Raw genomic sequence first — 15,391 nt, 5'->3', positions numbered from 1 at the left:
GCCACGGAGAGCAGGGCGAGCAGGGAGGGCACGGGGAGCAGGTAGCGCGACGGCGACGCCGTGCGGGCTGCCGCGAGCGCGTATCGCGCCTCTCGGAGGACCGCACGCGAGCGTTCTTGGCCCGAGGGCGCGGACAGGCCCGCCGACCTCGCACGATGGACTTACCAGGACGCCCGACTATAGGTTCGAGGGGATCACTCCAAGATCAACGCAGACCGACCCGGATCCGAGAGGAACCGCCACCCCATGGGCCGCAGCACCGCCGACACGCTCCCGGACACCGCCCCCGACGCCGAGGACGTCCTGGTGGCGCGCCGCGGCCGTGCCGCCCACCTCACCCTCAACCGGCCGAGGGCGCTGAACGCGCTGACCCACGCCATGGTCCGCCGGATCGACGAGGCGCTGACGGCATGGGAGCACGACCCGGAGGTGGAGACGGTCGTCCTCACCGGCGCCGGCGATCGAGGGCTCTGCGCGGGCGGCGACATCCGCGCGATCTATGAGGACGCCCGCGCGGGCGGCACGGCGTCGGCGGACTTCTGGCGGGACGAGTACCGTCTGAATGCTCGCATCGCGCGCTGGTCCAAGCCGTACGTGGCCGTGATGGACGGCATCGTGATGGGTGGCGGGGTCGGGATCTCGGCCCACGGCAACGTACGCGTGGTCACCGAACACTCCCGGGTCGCCATGCCGGAGACGGGCATCGGCTTCGTCCCGGATGTGGGCGGTACGTATCTGCTCAGCCGCGCACCGGGCGAACTGGGCACCCACCTGGCCCTCACGGGCACCTCGGTGGGCGCGGCGGACGCGTTGCTCGTCGGCTTGGCGGACCACTACGTCCCGTCGGCCGAACTCGACGTGTTCCTGGCGGAGTTGTCGCACACGCCGGTACGAGAGGCCCTCGCACGCCACGCCCACCAGCCCCTGCCGCCCGGCGAACTCGCCGCACACCGCGACTGGATCGACCACTGCTACTCGGCGGACACGGTGGAGGAGATCGTGGACCGCCTCCAGGCCACGGGCGTCCAGGAGGCGAAGGAAACGGCCGAGACGCTCCTGACCAAGTCCCCCACGTCCCTGAAGGTCACCTTGGCGGCCATGCGCCGAGCGCGCGAACTAGCCACCCTGGAAGAGGTCCTGGCCCAGGAGTACCGCGTCTCCTGCGCGGCCCTGACCTCCCCAGACCTGGTCGAGGGGATCCGGGCCCAGGTGATCGACAAGGACCGGGAACCTCGCTGGACGCCGGGGGTGCTGGGCGAGGTGACCGAGGAGACGGTGGAGCGGTTCTTCGGGACCGAGGGCGGACGACAAGCGCTCTTCACGGCAGGCGGCTAGGGAATCGCTGGCTGCTGGACGCTGAATGCGGTGGGTCATACGGTCATACGCCCCAGCCGGGCCGACTCGGGTTTCGCCGATCCGCCAGGCCAAGGCGCCATCGTCACCGGCCGGATGGAGCGGGGCGATCCAGGGGATCGGGTCGAAATTATTTCTCCTCGACGAGCCACTGAATCGCGGACAAGATGCCCTCCAATGCGCCGGGTTGGGGCACGAGAGAACTCAGCAAGACCGACGGCCAGGCGTTGTACCCCTTGGCCGGCAGGGCTTCCAGCTTCTTCTGCAGGCCGGGGACGCTCGGCAGGGAAGCCGCGAATGCCGCTGCCGTTTCGCGGCCGAGGTGATGAGTGATCGAACCGAAGGCGAAGGAGAGGTCGTCCTTCGCCGGGTCGTCACGAAGGGACAGTGTCCAGAACGGCACCTCGCGACCGGCGATGGGATAGTAGACGGACATGCTCGGATACCGGGCCGTGCCGCCCTCCGACCGTCCCACGGCCGTCGCGTGATCAAGCAGAGCGGTCGCGATCCGGCGCACTTCCGGGACAAGGCGCGACTTGATCGCCACGTCCATGTCGGTTCGGGTGGTCCTGTGCGCAGTACGTCGGCCGGAGGGGGACTTCGCCGCCGTGGCGACCTCCCCGTGAATGCGCGGGACGAGGACACGCAGATCTCCGCCGCCGCGATACTGCGTCAGCTCGACCGCGTACACATCGGTCTGCCGCAGCTGTCGGTTCAGGAACTCGACGATCGCCCGTAACTCCAGGGGAATCCGGTCGGCGACGAACAGCAGCCGCATCTGCCCTGCGGCCAGCCGCTCCTCGACCGTCACCCAGAACTCCTCCGCGGAACGGTCACCCAGAAACTCCCCGTACACCTCCGTCGGCGATCGGCCGTCCTTGGCGCAGGTGTCCTCGAAGGAGCGCTGCAACAGGGCCGCCGGCCAGTAACGGGCGGCGTTCGCCGCGTAGTCCAGCATCTGGCCCACCACCTCGCGCCGGATCCGGGTGTCCGTGGCCCGCTTGACCTCCACCAAGGTCGGAACGCCGTCGGCGTCGACGAAGAGGTGGTCCAGCCAGTACGCCGGAGCACTCTCCGCGCCTGTCGGGACACCCATCTCCCGACCCACCAGCACCAGCCGCAAGGGCCGGCCGTCTGCCAGCGATCCGAAGTCCAGCACGCGAGGGTGCTGGGCGAGCAGTTCCTGGAACTCTGCTTCTGTCTCGAACCCGGCGAGCTCCAGAGCCTGCAGCTCCTCGCCCAGCACGAAGACCGGCTGATCCGTCATAGAGCCCCCCGCGCGTCCAAGCCCCCGTGGCCACCGATTGCTTCCACAAGGATTCATACCGGAAGCCACTGACAACGCTCCCGGCGGACCGGCCCGCGACGGTCACCCGCCCGCGCCTTGGGACACGACGCGCGCACGAAGCCGCAGGTCAGGAGGCCTTGGCCACCGGCTCCAAAATCGCCACGCACTCCACATGATGAGTCATCGGAAAGACGTCAGAAGGGGGAGGACCTGACGTATTCGCAGGTCAGCCGCCATTTGTAGCCCCGCCGAAGGACCCCACGGACGCCCGGAGCTTCAAACGAGCGTCACGGCCGAGGCATGAGCTGGCCTCCGCCCAACGAGGCTCAGCCAGCGGTAGGCGCTGGCGCCGCCCCGCCGACGTCGACCCACATCCCCGTGACTACGCCCCACGGAAGGCCATGGAGTGAGGAACCTACCCCTCCTCATGCCCTGCGGTTGGCATCAATCCTCGTCAGCCGAGAGCAGGCTGGCAACTGCCACGACAAGCAGGCGACGGCCGCGGAGGGGTGTGGGACGACATGCGCGAGCCAGGCAGTATTCCGACGGAGACGGACCGGCTGAAAGGGCACGCTGAACGCGCGTTCGTCGAGGTGCAGAGGGCCGATACAAAAGCAACGGCGTTGTGCGGAATAGCCGGTGGCCTGCTGGCTGCAGGGGCTGCCGTGCTGTCGAGTGCACACGGCATGCCCCCCATCGCGGTGTTTTCCCTTGTCCTGATGTGTCTGTTGCTGATGGCCGCGATAGGGGCTGCGCTGCTCGCGCTGCGGCCCGTGGTCCCAAGGGCGGGTCTGCATACCGAATTGATGGGCGAGGCACTCGTACACGACCGGGCCGGCGTGAGTACGACTGCTCGTGGGGAGCTTGAACGGCATGTCGAGGGCCGCCGACTACAAGTGCTGGCCTGGCTGGCGGACAGGAAGCTGCGAGCGGCCCGCCTGGCCGTCGACTTTGCCCTAGCAGCACTCCTGATGGCTGGAATGTGTCTATTGAGCAACATTCTGGTTAGTTGAGACGATCACCTAAGTGTGTTGGGGCCGCATAGCAGGGGGACGCGTGTATCAGCCGCATGCCACGGTGATCGGCGAAAAGTTATGGGCACGCCTGAAGGCGCTCGCACCGCAGCGCGTCAGGCCGGCTCGGAGTGTGCTGCTCCGGCAGGGAGATCCAGCAACTCACGTGATCGTGCTGGAGTCCGGGTCAACGCTGATCACCCTGGCCGGGGTCTGCGGAGAAAGGACGCTTCTTGCCGTGCGCGGCGCCGGTGAGTTACTCGGTGAGCTGGCCGTGTTGGACTCCCAGCCTCGCACGGCCACGGTCATCGCCGCCGAGTCCTGTCAGATCCGCATCATCCCGGCTGCCGCCTTCCTCACGTTCGTTGAGGAGCATGATCTGCTGGCCCCGCTCCTGCGCCATGCCATCGCCCGAGTCAGGGAATCCGAGGCCGTGCGGCTCGAACTGGCCACTGCGTCTGTGCCGCTGCGTCTGGCATCGGCTCTGTCGCGGCTGGTCGAGGCCGCATCCGCTTCGGCTTCGGATCTTGCCGTGCGTCTGACCCAGACGGAGCTGTCTCAGATGATTGGCGCTTCCCGCAACGCGGTGGTCAACGCGCTCAAGCCCTGGCGTGAGCAGGACTGGGTCCGCACCACCTCCAGCGGTGGGCTCCTCGTTCGCGACATCCATTCGATTCAGTTGCACGCGCGTACGCAGGCGTGACGGGCCGCACTTCAGGCGTGCCCACTAATGGGCAGCGGCGGCCGTCCCGCCCGATCAGCATGGGCACTTCCCTGACCGCCTGTGCTGAAAGGACGGTGCTCAATGGATGCGCCGCTGCACGCAGAGCCCCTGGATGTGCCCGCCGAACTCGCCCTTGTGGCGATCGACATGGAGAAGTACAGCCAGATCCCCGAGGCGAAGATGGCCGCCGCCCGGTGCGACGTGGACGACATCGTGGCGACTGTGCTCGCCGAATGTCAGCTGCCCGACCCACAGGAACTCCCCGGCGGCTACAAGGACAGTGGCGACGGGGCGATCTTGCTGTTCCCGCCCTCGGTGCTGGCACGTCTCGTGGACCCGCTGCTCGGCCGGCTCGATGCGGCTCTGGTGCGCTACGAGCGGCAGCGGCTGGCCAGTAGTCCCGTCCTGCGGCTGCGGGCCAGTGTGCACATCGGCCCGCTGTCCCTGCCCGACCACCGCGGTGACGCCATCAATGACACCACCCGGCTGCTCGACAGCCAGGCGACCCGCCAGGCGCTGTCCGCGGCGAAGGACAACGGCGGCTTCCTGGCTGCCGCGCTCTCCGAGATCGTCTACCAGCGCACCGTGCACGCGGGCCGCACGCAGGTTCTGGGCCCACACCACTTCCTTGAGGCGGTTGCCCTCGTCGGCGACAAGCCCGGCTTCGAGCAGCCTTGCCGGATTCATGTGCCGGGCCTGACCGGGCCGGCCGTACGCCCCTACGTCACGGACGCCGCATCACCGGCCGCTGCTCCCTCCTCCACCGCGCAGCCGAGCGACGCGTCAGTGACACCGGTTTCCGGCAGCGGCGGCATTTTCCAGTTCCACGGTCAGGTCAGCGACGCCACGATCGCCAACAGCATCGACACCCTGCGAATCGATCGCCGCCAGCGGTGAGTCGCCTGGCCTTCCGCCCTCCCCCTCTTCCCACACTCACCCTGGAGCACTCGTATGTCTGACGTGCCGTTCGACCCCATCCAACCGACCAGCGAAGCTACCGAGAACCAGTCCAACGGCTCCGGCGACTGGCTGCATGGCTTGCGCCCCGGATCCGGCGCTCCCGACCGACGGGACGCGACCCCCGACGCCCCACCTCCTTCCCTCACTCCCCTCCCACCGGATGCCGCCTCGCCCGCGCATCGCGTGCATGAAACGCAGGACCGAACGACACACGTGTATGGGAACCCCGATGTCGTCGCCCACCACATCAAACAGCTGATCCTTGAGACCCGAAAGCAGGACTTACTGGAGGGCGTCGAGCAAAGTCGCGAGCGACTGCTCGATCAGCCGTTCGTTCGCAGCGCGCACTGGAACACGATCTGGGAGCAGATCGTCAATCCCGCCACCAGCCGCCCCCACCAGCCCGTGATCATCATCGTCGCGCCCCGCTCATACGGCTCGACAACCCTCACACTGCGGCTTCTGGCCGAGCACACTGCTCACGACGCCACCCTGGTCAAGTTGGACGCAGACTGGAAGACCCCCAGCAAAGGACGCCTGCCGCTGGAGATCGCGCACGCCTACCAGCTTGACCTCAAGCACCCGGAGAAAGATCAGGTATCGGCCGACTTCCTCGACGCGCTGTCGGAACACGCCACCCATCTCCAGGGTTGTGGTTCCTATCTGGCGCTGACCGTGGCACAGGACCTGTGGAAGGATCACCGTCTCAGCGATCGCGACGGCATCCAAGTGGTTCGTCTGCACGAGGCTCCCGATGCCCAAGAAGTCGTAGAGGCGCATCTGGGCGCCAACGGCTACGGACAGCTGGTCACATCGATTCGCTCGTTCCCCAAGGCCACGGCTTCCTTGCGCGGACTGACGGCGGTGGCCGCCGTACGGGCCGCGTACTCCGCCGTGACGGCTTGGAAGGAACATATCCACGTCGGCTCCCAGCAGTCGCGAGACTCCGACGACGGAACCCCGGCCGCGCTGGAAGAACGCATCATCGCGGCTCTGACCGACTGGCGCGGCGAACTCGACGGCCGGTTCGGCGAGATGAACAGCCTGTACGCCCACGACAACCCCTCACTCACCGTGGAGGACCGCTGTCTGCTGCTGGCCCTAGCTGTGCAGCAGACGGCACCCATGCCCGTCGTCGCGCGCAGTGCGGCCGCTCTGCTGAAAGCCATCGGCGACGCCCCCGACGCTCCCGGCGCAGCAGCAAAATTCTCACCGCCCCTCAGTTCGCTGGCCGGACGGGGAATGCGCCGGCGCATCCAGGATGTCGGGGGTGAAGTCGACCTGCAGGACACCGTGGTCTTCGACCGGCCTGCTTATGGACGCGCCGTGCTGGAGTATGTCTGGGACAACTACGACGTCATGCGTGAACCCTTGCTGACCTGGCTCGTCGGGACGGCTCAAAGCGCCGATCCGGAAGACAACGCAGTGGCTGCGTTGGCCGAGCTCACCGTGCGGCACGGATCGGTGGACTACCTCACGACACTGGGCGGCCTGGTCGGCAGCAGTCATCCCAAGGTGCTGGGTGCGGTCATGGAACGTGCCGTGCATAACGAACACGTGGGACGCCTGGCGTGGGAGGCGCTGTACGGATGGGCGGAGAAGGAGAGTTACGCGCCCGCAGTGATTACACTGTGCCGACGCGTCCTGGAGGACTCCTCCGTCGCCACTTCTCTGGCCAAGCGGGCAATGGTGCGCCTGCGCCGGGTCGCGCACAAGAACACCGGGGGCGCCGTAATCGGCCAAGTCCAGGCTGCCTTCGACTCTCTAATCCTTCACCCCACCGTCGCCCTGTGACTGGCCGGTGAAGTCGTGAGCTGGCAGCAGGGCAAGGTCTCCTGCGCTCGCAGCGGCGCCCTGGCCTTCCTTGCATTGATGACCCTCGGCCACGACGGCACGCCGTGGCTCGTGGACACCCCTCCTACGGACATCGACGTACAGCGCGGCGTCCACGACCTGCTGTCCTCTTCGGAGACCGCCGCCGAGGTCACCTCGCGTCTGACGGACTGGATCCGTGCTTGTGCCGACGATCCCAGCGCCTATATGCAGTTGCGCGACCAGCTTCTGCCAGCGCTGCGGGGCCACAACATGTTCGAGGCCGGCTGGAGGTTCATGAGCGGGCTGCGCGGCATCTCCACCACCGTTGAGGGTGTCAGCGTGGCCGACGACTTCTACAACCACCTCGTCGACAGCCGTGTGCGCACGGTCTTCCCGCTCGAAGAGAACCTCGTATGAGGTGGCCATGGCGCCGCGCCGTCCGTACAAGCAGGTCTGCCCAGCCACGATTGCTGCCCAGTGCCACCGATGGCATCGCCTTCGAGGCCCTGTACACAATCACCTGGCGACCACTATGGCGGGTGCCTCCCAGCGTGGAGGAGACGCTACGCGCCACCGTGCATGCCACGGCAACCGAGACTGCGGTACGTTTGCGCGCCTCGGACGTGCCCGCCGCGCAGGACGTCGTCAACGCGGCTCTCGGCACTCTGCCCCGCCGTGCCCCGAACTACTGTCTGCTGAGCGTCAAGGCGACTCTCGGTCTGCCCAGCGCAGCACAGGAGCTGCTGGCGCAGCGGGCAGCGGACGAACAACGCGTCCGCCGCCTCCGCTTCTTGAAGGAGAACCTCTACGACCACCCGGACCTCGTCGTCCTGGACCAACTCGAACACCACACCCCCAGCGCCCTGGGCGACGAGCACGTTGCCGAACTCCAGCGCCTTGCGCGCCTGATCTGCTCCTGCGACCGCTGGTGGTTCCCGCTCCTGCAGCAATGGGAGCAGGTCGGCCAAGGGTTCACGAACATCGAGAAGCGACAGCAGGCCATGCTCGTGCTGTCCGACTCCCTTAAGGCTCTCAACGGCGGCAGCCTCCCCAGCGGCATCGCAGCAGTGGGCATGTCCGGGTCTGACGGAGCACCCCGAAGGGCGCACCCATGAAGCTCGCCCTGTGGCGGATGCTGCTGGCACCCCTGACCAGCCTCCGAGCCCTGTTCATTCAACGGCGCAGCGCAACACCCCTGTCCTACGACGTCGCCTGGCGCCGGGCCCGCCTGGACCGTTGTCCCGACGACATGGTCTATCGACTACACGGCCACCAAGCCACCGCACCCGACCAAGCCTCCAGTGCGCAGTCACCCTTGGCCGCGCCGAGAAAAGACGAGCCGACCGACCGACGCCCCTGACCGACGTCTCCACAAACACACAAACACCTTCGCCCTGTCCATGAGGACAGGGCGAAGGACGTTCATGCGGCCATGGTCAGGGGCGCGTCCAAACGCTCCCAGGCGCCGAGAACGGCCTTGTGCGCGTCCGGTTGCAGGTGGGCGTAGCGCTGGGTGGTTTGGAAGCTCTCGTGTCCGAGGAGGTGCTGGACCTCGTAGAGCGAGACTCCCTTCTGGACCAGCCATGAGGCGCAGGTGTGGCGCATGGAGTGCGGCGGGTAGTGCGAGACAGGCTGTTGCTCGCCGTCGCCGTCGAAGTAGCGGGCGCCGTCGACGGCCGACCACCACGTCTGTGTGCGCCAGTTGCTGTCGCTGAGGAGGCGGCCGGCGCGACCCTTGGTGATGGTGGTGAAGACCACGGCGTCCCGTTCGAGCCGGTGGATGTGGCGTTCGAGGGCCTCGAGGACGTGGGGCGGGAGCGAGCCTTCGCGACGGTTCTTGGAGCTCTTCGGATACTCCTTGATGCCGCTCTTGGTGTCGACCTCCACGACGAAGAGGGGCGAGCGGCGCTGGTCGATGCGGTGGCGGTGAAGGCCGGAGAGCTCGCCCCAGCGCAGCCCGGTGTAGAAGCCGGGCAAGCACATCGACCGCCAAGGCGTGGGGGAGTTCGTCCAGAACGCTCTGCGCCTGATCGAGCGTGAACCACTGCGGTGGCTTGACCGCGATGGCCGGCAGGTCGATGTTGCGGCAAGAGCTCACCACGAGGATGTCGTCGTCGACTGCCGCGCGCGTCATGGAGGACGTCAGGTTGTACGCCCTCTTGATCGCGGAGGCTCCCGCACCCTTCTCCACCAGGGCACGGGTCCAGCTCTGGATGTCCATGCGAGTGATGGCCCGCATCTCCCAGCCCTCCCAGTAGGGCAGGACCTGGCCTGAAGTGCAGGAGCATGCTGCCGTCTGGCAGATCGCCCGGGCGCCCACAGAGCAGCCGGTTACTGGGCTGTGAAGACACCCTTGCTCGGTATGACGAGGGGACCTGCTCTGGTCCCCGGGCACTCTATATACGTGGGGCATCCGCCCGTTTGCGTCGAGCTCTCAGCTTTCGGCGCTTGGCCGACGCCGGGGGAAAGCATCTCCGATCGGCCAGTCCTCAGACAGACCAAGAGACGTGTGGATGGGGCGAGCCGCTGACTGACGTTCGACGTGAATATCAACCAATTGTACTGTTTCCCAGGTGGGGAGAACGGGGGCCGGGAGCGAGTCAGGTGCGGGGCTTTGCCAGAGGACTGGGGCCTTCTTCACCCGTGTCCAAGGTGCCGGATTGTCGACGGTCAGTACGCCGCTGACCCGGCTATGGGTCTGATCTTGGGCAGCAGTCCAGTAGCCGTCGGCATTGCGACCGAAGGTCGATCCGGTGTGGTGGGCGTACTCGACCGAGGTCCCGTACAACGCGCTTCCGGTGTCCTCATCCTCGGGAAAGACCGCTGAATTGCCAACCGCCACGATGAATGGCAGCCGCAATTCGCCGTACTTCCTGCCCTTCTTTCTCACGGCTTTGAGTACCCGATCTGAGTCATCGGCGACCCACACCCAGGGATGGAAGCCGATTGTCCTGCTCGTCGGATCGCCTCGCCTGCCGGGGCTGCGGGGGATCGCCTCGAAGCTGAGGCGCCAACCTGCCTCCTGCCAGGTATGCCTCGGTAGTGGCACCTTCTGCTCATACTCGGCAGTGACCTGGTCGGGGTCCAAGCTTGCCAGCCATCGCGCCAACTCGTTCTTCAACCGCCGTTGCTGCGGTGTGGTCGAGCCAATGCTGTCAACCTTGTACGCCACGTAGAAGTTTGGGCTCGGAACGCGGTCAATCGCGTCCACCACCTGAGGCGGGAGCGAGCGGCTCCCGGTTGCGTCCAGATTCTCGGCCGTCCAGATCGCCTCGACAACGAATTGCTGGTCGCCACGGGTGACCAGGAAGTCTGGGTACTTCCCCCCTGTGCCTATTTGCTGCTCGATCTCCACGATGCAACCGGATCCGCGCAGCATCTCGTGCACGTACAGCTCCCACAGCGCGGAGAAGACGTTCGCGTCGGAATTGCGATCGCGTAGCCGACTGCGCAGGCCGGGCTGAGCATCGGGGGGCAGGTGAGACCACCACTCGTTGATCACATCTCGAACCTGGTCCCAGAACGGACCGGCGATCCGTTCGAAGAATTCGGCATCCGACTCCGATGCTCGCTTCGGTGTCGCATCTGTCCGATGTCGGCTTATGTACACGCCCATGACGAACGATCATAGATTGCTCCGTGCGCTGCTCCCACGGGTTTTCTGCAGCGCCCCGGCGACGCTTGGGTTGAGTCCGAGCTGTCGCCGTCGTCCGCACGCCCTTGATGATCGTGCGCCGTCTCTCGCTGCCGACGGAGACGCGGAGCAAATGATCAGCAGTGCCCGTTCAGAACTGACCAGCACCTGCGGCTGTTCCGAAACGGAACGCCGCGCCCTTTCGTCACCAGGCCGGCCGCAGAGATTCAGCTCGGCGGTGACAGCGGTCTCGGCTGCTGAGCGCCCTGGCACTGGCGCCGTCCGCCCGCCGCCCAGGCGGTGCGAGGGCAGAGGTCAGCCCTGGTCTTCCTCCCGATCGTCCCGCAAGGCGTCGCGCACGGAGCGCCAGGCGCGGATTGCGTTACCGATGTCCATCAGCAGTCCTCGAAGTTGGCGAATGAGAACCCGCGCAGCACAAATGGCAGTAGCTACTTCGAATACCACCGCGAGCCCGCTCATCGGCTGCTCCCCACCTCGGGCACCAGCCTCTCCGTCTCACACCGCGAAGTCTGTACCTCGCTGGGTACATTTCGTGATCACCCTCGGCTTCACCCGCACGATTGGACGGACACGCGGCTGAACTCAACGAGCCGAGCCACTTTGAGGCACCACGTACAACACTTGCCGCCGTGAGGGCGCGGGTCAGCATCAGAGTTGATGCCTTTGCTGATCTTGAAGACCTGCGCCACGGGAACGTGGCTGAGCCGATACATTCAGGCTGCCCGTCGAACGGGCTGGCGCCTGTAGGGTCGAGCCCACTTTTTTCGATCTTGGATGGATCCGCAAGCGTGGCCCGTTCAGAGTGTTCCGTGCAGTTCATGCGGGGCGCCCTGCGTGAGCGGACGGTGTGGAACGACCCATGGGGAGGTTGATCGCCGCTTACGGCGCATGCGCCCTGACCTGGTGGTTCCGGACACCGAAGAACCGTCCGGAACCACCCAGCAAGCTTTGGCCAGGACTTTTAATCCATTGCTTGTGGGTTCGAGTCCCACAGGGCCTACGGATGCGGGGAGGGGAAACACCTTCTGACCTGCTACGCAGCGCTCGGGTCGGCTTCGGTCGGTATGAGCGCGAGACGCACACAGCGGTGGCGGCAAGGGGGCGGTCATGGACGCGACTGGGGAAACGCTCGTTGTACTGACTGCACTGCCGCTGGAGTACAAGGCGGTGCGTCGGCTGTTGGAGGGGTTGGAGAGAGTCGATCAAGCAGGAACGGTGTTCGAGCGAGGTCGGCTCCCGGGCACGTCCTGGACGGTCTATCTGGCTGCCACCGGGCCGGGGAATGACTCTGCGGCGGTGATCACTGAGCGGGCCATCAATTTCGTGCGCCCTCAAGCCGTCCTCTTCGTCGGAATCGCGGGATCGCTCAAGTCCGACGTTTCCCCAGGCGATGTGGTGGTTGCCCTTGAGGTGTACGCGTACCACGGGGGCAAGGAGAGTCCGGAAGGGTTCAAGGGGCGCCCGCGCAGCTGGGAATCTTCCCATCCGCTCCAGCAGGTGGCCATGTACGTCCACAGCGTGGATGAATGGCGGGGAGCCCTGCCGGAGGCGGAACGAGCCACGACCAAGGTGCACTTCAAACCCGTCGCGGCGGGCGACCTCGTGCTGGACGCTCCGGCCGAGTCGCCGCCCCGAGTCCACTTGGACCGCAACTTCAACGACGCCGTAGCTGTGGAGATGGAAGGTGCTGGTTCCGCCAACGCCGCGACCAAGGCGGGGGTCCCCTTCCTTCTGGCCCGGGGGATCAGTGATTTGGCGAACGGAACCAAGCGGAGCACCGATGGTGCCGGCATGCAGGAAACCGCAGCACAGCACGCGGCTCACTTCCTGACGGAAGTGATCACCCAGTTCGAACCCGCGAACGCAGCATCCCTGCCGAAGGCGCCTTCTTCCGGACAGCCCACAGACGAGCTGATCTGGCAGCCCCTCGATCAACCGGCCAGCGTGGCTTGGTACCGGGACGTCATGCCGTCGAGTGGCTACGCCAATGGTCCTTCCCTGCTGGAGATCCACTTGGTGCCCATTCCGGTGACAAGCAGGATCACCGCGACGCGCATGCGGGAGCTGGCCGGGGAAATGGTAAACCTGGGCCGCTCGAAGGGGCTGTTTACGAACGCTGAGGAGGTCGACGTCCACAACACCGCTGAGATGACGGTGGTCGCCGTTGCCAATCCTCGGGGGCGCTCGGCTGGACTGGCGATCACTCGATCCGAGCAGAGGAGTGCCTGGGACTCGCTTCCCAAGCCAGGCATCACGTACGTACTCGACGAGGACGATGTTCGCGGACGGATCACGACTCTGCTGGAGGTGCTGGAAGCTGTCGATGGACAGGCCGCTCCGTCGTATGCACCGGCAGCCGGTATCGAAAAGACCATGATGGTCATGGTCGAACGTCTGAGCGAAGGCGATCCCCACCGGTCCAGCGGGATGCGTATGTCGGATAGTCCTGTCCGCGTGCAACCCGAAGAAGCTGCCACTGCGGCGGCGGTTGCCAGCCGTGGCAGCGACCTGGTCGAGAAACTGGCTGCCCGCCTGCTCTACGCCTTCCGTGCTTCGGACCGCTAGGGTCCTTTGAAAAGGCCCTGGAGCGTGGCACCGCCATTCCGGCTGGCGCCAGTCATGCGAAGGCAGCTGTGGGCAGGGGGACTTCTAGATCCTCCGGGTGAGCCACGCACCACGGGGTACCGTCGAGCATAATTGTGGGAGTGCCTTCGTGTCCGGGCTGTGCCGGGGTGAGCCGGACACTCATCCACGTGCTTGGTTCAAGGGCAGGTAGACCGAGGCCCCAAGCCCACTCGACGTCGCGGGGGCGAGTGCCATTAAGGACGAGCACGCCCCGATGGGCTAGCCTCCGCCGTGCCTCCCGCGCTCGCTTGTTCCCATCAGCCTGCATGGTGACGGCGGAGAGGTCCGCAGTGGTGATCGGAGTGAGCTGTGCCTGCAGGAACAGCTCCTCGGTCCGAGCCTGCCCTGAAGCCTTGGCGAAGATCGAACTCACCGTGTCAGCAGACAGTCGACGCAGGGCATGCTCGGGCAGGGGAAGGTTGGAGTGGATCCAGTGGATTGCCTCCCGGCCCTGCGCGCTTAGCCCGCGTTTCCCGTCGCGGTTCGAACCCGCGTGCATCAGTTCGGACCTCACGCGCAGCAGGCCGATGCTCCACAGGCCACTGGCGTCATCGGCGCGTACGACCAGGCACAGGCCACCCTGCAGTTCAGGCGGGAACATCCAGTTGCTGCCCCGGCTGAACTTCATGTCGACGTCGTGCCCGGCCACCATGAAGTCCAGGTGCAGTCCGTCAGCGAGGCCCAACTCGCGCTGCATCCGGTGATACACGGCAATGCCCAAGCCTGTCTTCTCGACCTTGGTAAGCTGGGACCATAGGTAGCGGCCAGTGTGCGCGGGGTCAAGCAGGTGCCGCCCCGCTCCGTCGATCACGGATTCCATGCGGCTGCCATCTGGGTCCAAACGCAGCATCTCGGCGAGGACCTCGGCCAGTTCCGGATCCTGTTCTAGTGACCGGACGCGCTCGTGCCCCTCGAACGACAACACCCCCTCCCCTTGCTCTACCTCCCGCTCGATGGCGGTGGTGTCCGGGAGTGCCTGACAGGAACTGCGGAGCGGATCGGCTGGGGCAGCCTGGCCGGCGGGATCGGCCCGAGTCGTCGGCCATTCCACGGGACCTATAGGGGTAGGAGCTGAAAGTCCCGCGGGGTCTGTGGAGCCAGTGCCGTGGGCGGTAAGCAGGTTCCCTGCCTCGGCCAGTCGGTGTTGTGCTGCGCGAGCGACTCGCTGAGCCTCGTCTCGTTCGGCCTCGGCGGCCGCGAGGCGGGTCCGCAGTCTGGACAGCTCGATTCCGGAGACGGCATAGGAAGCGCCATCAGGGGAAGGAGTCGAGACTCGTCCGGCTGCGGGGCGCCCCAAAGCTCCAAGTACCAACAGCGTGGTAATGAGCGCGCGTGACTTGGCAGATTCTTTCTCAGCCTCGGTAGCGGTTTGGAGCGCGGCAGTGAGCTGGGCCTGAGTATCGATCAACTCGCGCTGAACCCTGACCAGTTCTGCCAGCGAGCCTCCGTCGTCCGGAACCTCTCCGGGCTCCGGGCGATCTGGCTCGGCATCCTCCGACCAAGCCTGATGCAGTAGGGAGATGGCCTGTTCCCTGAGCGTGTTGGCACACTGGGCGTCGGGGACGCAGACCCTGACGATGGCCTCGATCAGACGCCGTTCGTTCTTCAACCCGACGCCGCTCAGCTTGCGGTAGAGCGTCGATCGGGCGGGCAGTTGACCATCAAACTGGCCGCTGGTCCTGAGTAGTTCGTGGACGTCCTCGACGGATAGCCGAGCTTGCGTACGCATGTCCAGCAGGAGCAGCACAAGCGCATCTACGGCATCCGAACCTGTCGATGGAGGCACGGTGGGCCGTCCGCTGGCGCGGAATGGAGACATCAGGCCCACAATTCTCTCGGCAAGACGGCTATTTTCTCCGATAGAACTGGGAAAATCTAGCAAGCGAGGGCGGCCTCAGGAAAGCTGATCACCATAGCCTGAACCGAGAGGAATCCGCCCGTGCGCCGTCCCACCCCGC

The 15,391-nt window shown here is 66.1% G+C and carries 13 protein-coding genes; 8 read left to right on the top strand and 5 right to left on the bottom strand.

From position 1 onward, the window contains the following. Positions 1-246 precede the first annotated feature (246 nt). Positions 247-1,335, top strand: coding sequence for an enoyl-CoA hydratase/isomerase family protein (locus ABD236_RS00835; protein WP_344068484.1), 1,089 nt, complete (start codon positions 247-249; stop codon positions 1,333-1,335). Positions 1,336-1,483: 148 nt separating this feature from the next. Here ABD236_RS00835 and ABD236_RS00830 read toward each other — a convergent pair whose 3' ends face one another. Then, entirely contained in the window at positions 1,484-2,620 is a 1,137-nt protein-coding gene (locus ABD236_RS00830) for a hypothetical protein (RefSeq protein ID WP_344068481.1), read from the bottom strand. Between the two features lie 542 nt (positions 2,621-3,162). Between ABD236_RS00830 and ABD236_RS00825 the strand changes: the two genes are divergently transcribed. From ABD236_RS00825 to ABD236_RS00800, 6 genes are all read left to right on the top strand, one after another. Continuing rightward, a complete protein-coding gene (locus ABD236_RS00825; protein ID WP_344068478.1) occupies positions 3,163-3,654 on the top strand; it encodes a Pycsar system effector family protein in 492 nt (163 codons plus the stop codon). A 13-nt stretch (positions 3,655-3,667) separates the two neighbouring features. Further along, complete coding sequence (locus ABD236_RS00820) at positions 3,668-4,357, top strand: Crp/Fnr family transcriptional regulator (protein WP_344068475.1); 690 nt, start codon at positions 3,668-3,670, stop codon at positions 4,355-4,357. 102 nt (positions 4,358-4,459) lie between these two features. Beyond that, on the top strand, positions 4,460-5,275 hold the full coding sequence (locus tag ABD236_RS00815; RefSeq protein WP_344068472.1) for a hypothetical protein: 816 nt from the start codon (positions 4,460-4,462) through the stop codon (positions 5,273-5,275). 54 nt (positions 5,276-5,329) lie between these two features. Then, positions 5,330-7,132 carry a hypothetical protein gene (locus ABD236_RS00810; RefSeq protein ID WP_344068470.1) on the top strand — a complete coding sequence of 601 codons (1,803 nt, stop codon included), beginning with the start codon at positions 5,330-5,332 and terminating at the stop codon, positions 7,130-7,132. 15 nt (positions 7,133-7,147) lie between these two features. Then, a complete protein-coding gene (locus ABD236_RS00805; RefSeq protein WP_344068467.1) occupies positions 7,148-7,570 on the top strand; it encodes a hypothetical protein in 423 nt (140 codons plus the stop codon). 134 nt (positions 7,571-7,704) lie between these two features. Continuing rightward, on the top strand, positions 7,705-8,268 hold the full coding sequence (locus ABD236_RS00800; protein WP_344068464.1) for a hypothetical protein: 564 nt from the start codon (positions 7,705-7,707) through the stop codon (positions 8,266-8,268). Between the two features lie 307 nt (positions 8,269-8,575). Here the strand turns inward: ABD236_RS00800 and ABD236_RS00795 are convergent, their stop codons facing one another. The 3 genes from ABD236_RS00795 to ABD236_RS00785 all read right to left on the bottom strand — a co-directional run bounded on the left by ABD236_RS00795 (position 8,576) and on the right by ABD236_RS00785 (position 11,267). Continuing rightward, positions 8,576-9,130, bottom strand: a complete 555-nt coding sequence (locus ABD236_RS00795; protein WP_344068461.1) for a tyrosine-type recombinase/integrase — start codon at positions 9,128-9,130, stop codon at positions 8,576-8,578. A 457-nt stretch (positions 9,131-9,587) separates the two neighbouring features. Further along, entirely contained in the window at positions 9,588-10,769 is a 1,182-nt protein-coding gene (locus ABD236_RS00790; RefSeq protein ID WP_344068458.1) for a hypothetical protein, read from the bottom strand. 333 nt (positions 10,770-11,102) lie between these two features. Further along, entirely contained in the window at positions 11,103-11,267 is a 165-nt protein-coding gene (locus ABD236_RS00785) for a hypothetical protein (protein ID WP_344068455.1), read from the bottom strand. Positions 11,268-11,915: 648 nt separating this feature from the next. Here ABD236_RS00785 and ABD236_RS00780 point away from each other — a divergent pair. Next, positions 11,916-13,373 carry a 5'-methylthioadenosine/S-adenosylhomocysteine nucleosidase family protein gene (locus ABD236_RS00780; protein ID WP_344068452.1) on the top strand — a complete coding sequence of 486 codons (1,458 nt, stop codon included), beginning with the start codon at positions 11,916-11,918 and terminating at the stop codon, positions 13,371-13,373. Positions 13,374-13,425: 52 nt separating this feature from the next. On the opposite strand, the gene ABD236_RS00775 is transcribed toward ABD236_RS00780, so the two are convergent. After that, complete coding sequence (locus ABD236_RS00775; protein ID WP_344068449.1) at positions 13,426-15,180, bottom strand: NaeI family type II restriction endonuclease; 1,755 nt, start codon at positions 15,178-15,180, stop codon at positions 13,426-13,428. Positions 15,181-15,391: the final 211 nt, after the last annotated feature.

The sequence above is a fragment of the Streptomyces crystallinus genome (genome assembly GCF_039521265.1).
Lineage (GTDB): Bacteria > Actinomycetota > Actinomycetes > Streptomycetales > Streptomycetaceae > Streptomyces > Streptomyces crystallinus.
The sequence above is the reverse complement of the archived record's forward strand: the minus strand, read 5'-3'. Positions and strand labels throughout refer to the sequence as shown.

Bases quoted from the DNA above. Each gene is read 5' to 3' on its own strand.
- ABD236_RS00790 (WP_344068458.1), bottom strand. From the start codon at position 10,769: ATGGGCGTGTACATAAGCCGACATCGGACAGATGCGACACCGAAGCGA.
- ABD236_RS00835 (WP_344068484.1), top strand. From the start codon at position 247: ATGGGCCGCAGCACCGCCGACACGCTCCCGGACACCGCCCCCGACGCC.
- ABD236_RS00830 (WP_344068481.1), bottom strand. From the start codon at position 2,620: ATGACGGATCAGCCGGTCTTCGTGCTGGGCGAGGAGCTGCAGGCTCTG.
- ABD236_RS00780 (WP_344068452.1), top strand. From the start codon at position 11,916: ATGGACGCGACTGGGGAAACGCTCGTTGTACTGACTGCACTGCCGCTG.
- ABD236_RS00785 (WP_344068455.1), bottom strand. From the start codon at position 11,267: ATGAGCGGGCTCGCGGTGGTATTCGAAGTAGCTACTGCCATTTGTGCT.
- ABD236_RS00815 (WP_344068472.1), top strand. From the start codon at position 4,460: ATGGATGCGCCGCTGCACGCAGAGCCCCTGGATGTGCCCGCCGAACTC.
- ABD236_RS00825 (WP_344068478.1), top strand. From the start codon at position 3,163: ATGCGCGAGCCAGGCAGTATTCCGACGGAGACGGACCGGCTGAAAGGG.
- ABD236_RS00810 (WP_344068470.1), top strand. From the start codon at position 5,330: ATGTCTGACGTGCCGTTCGACCCCATCCAACCGACCAGCGAAGCTACC.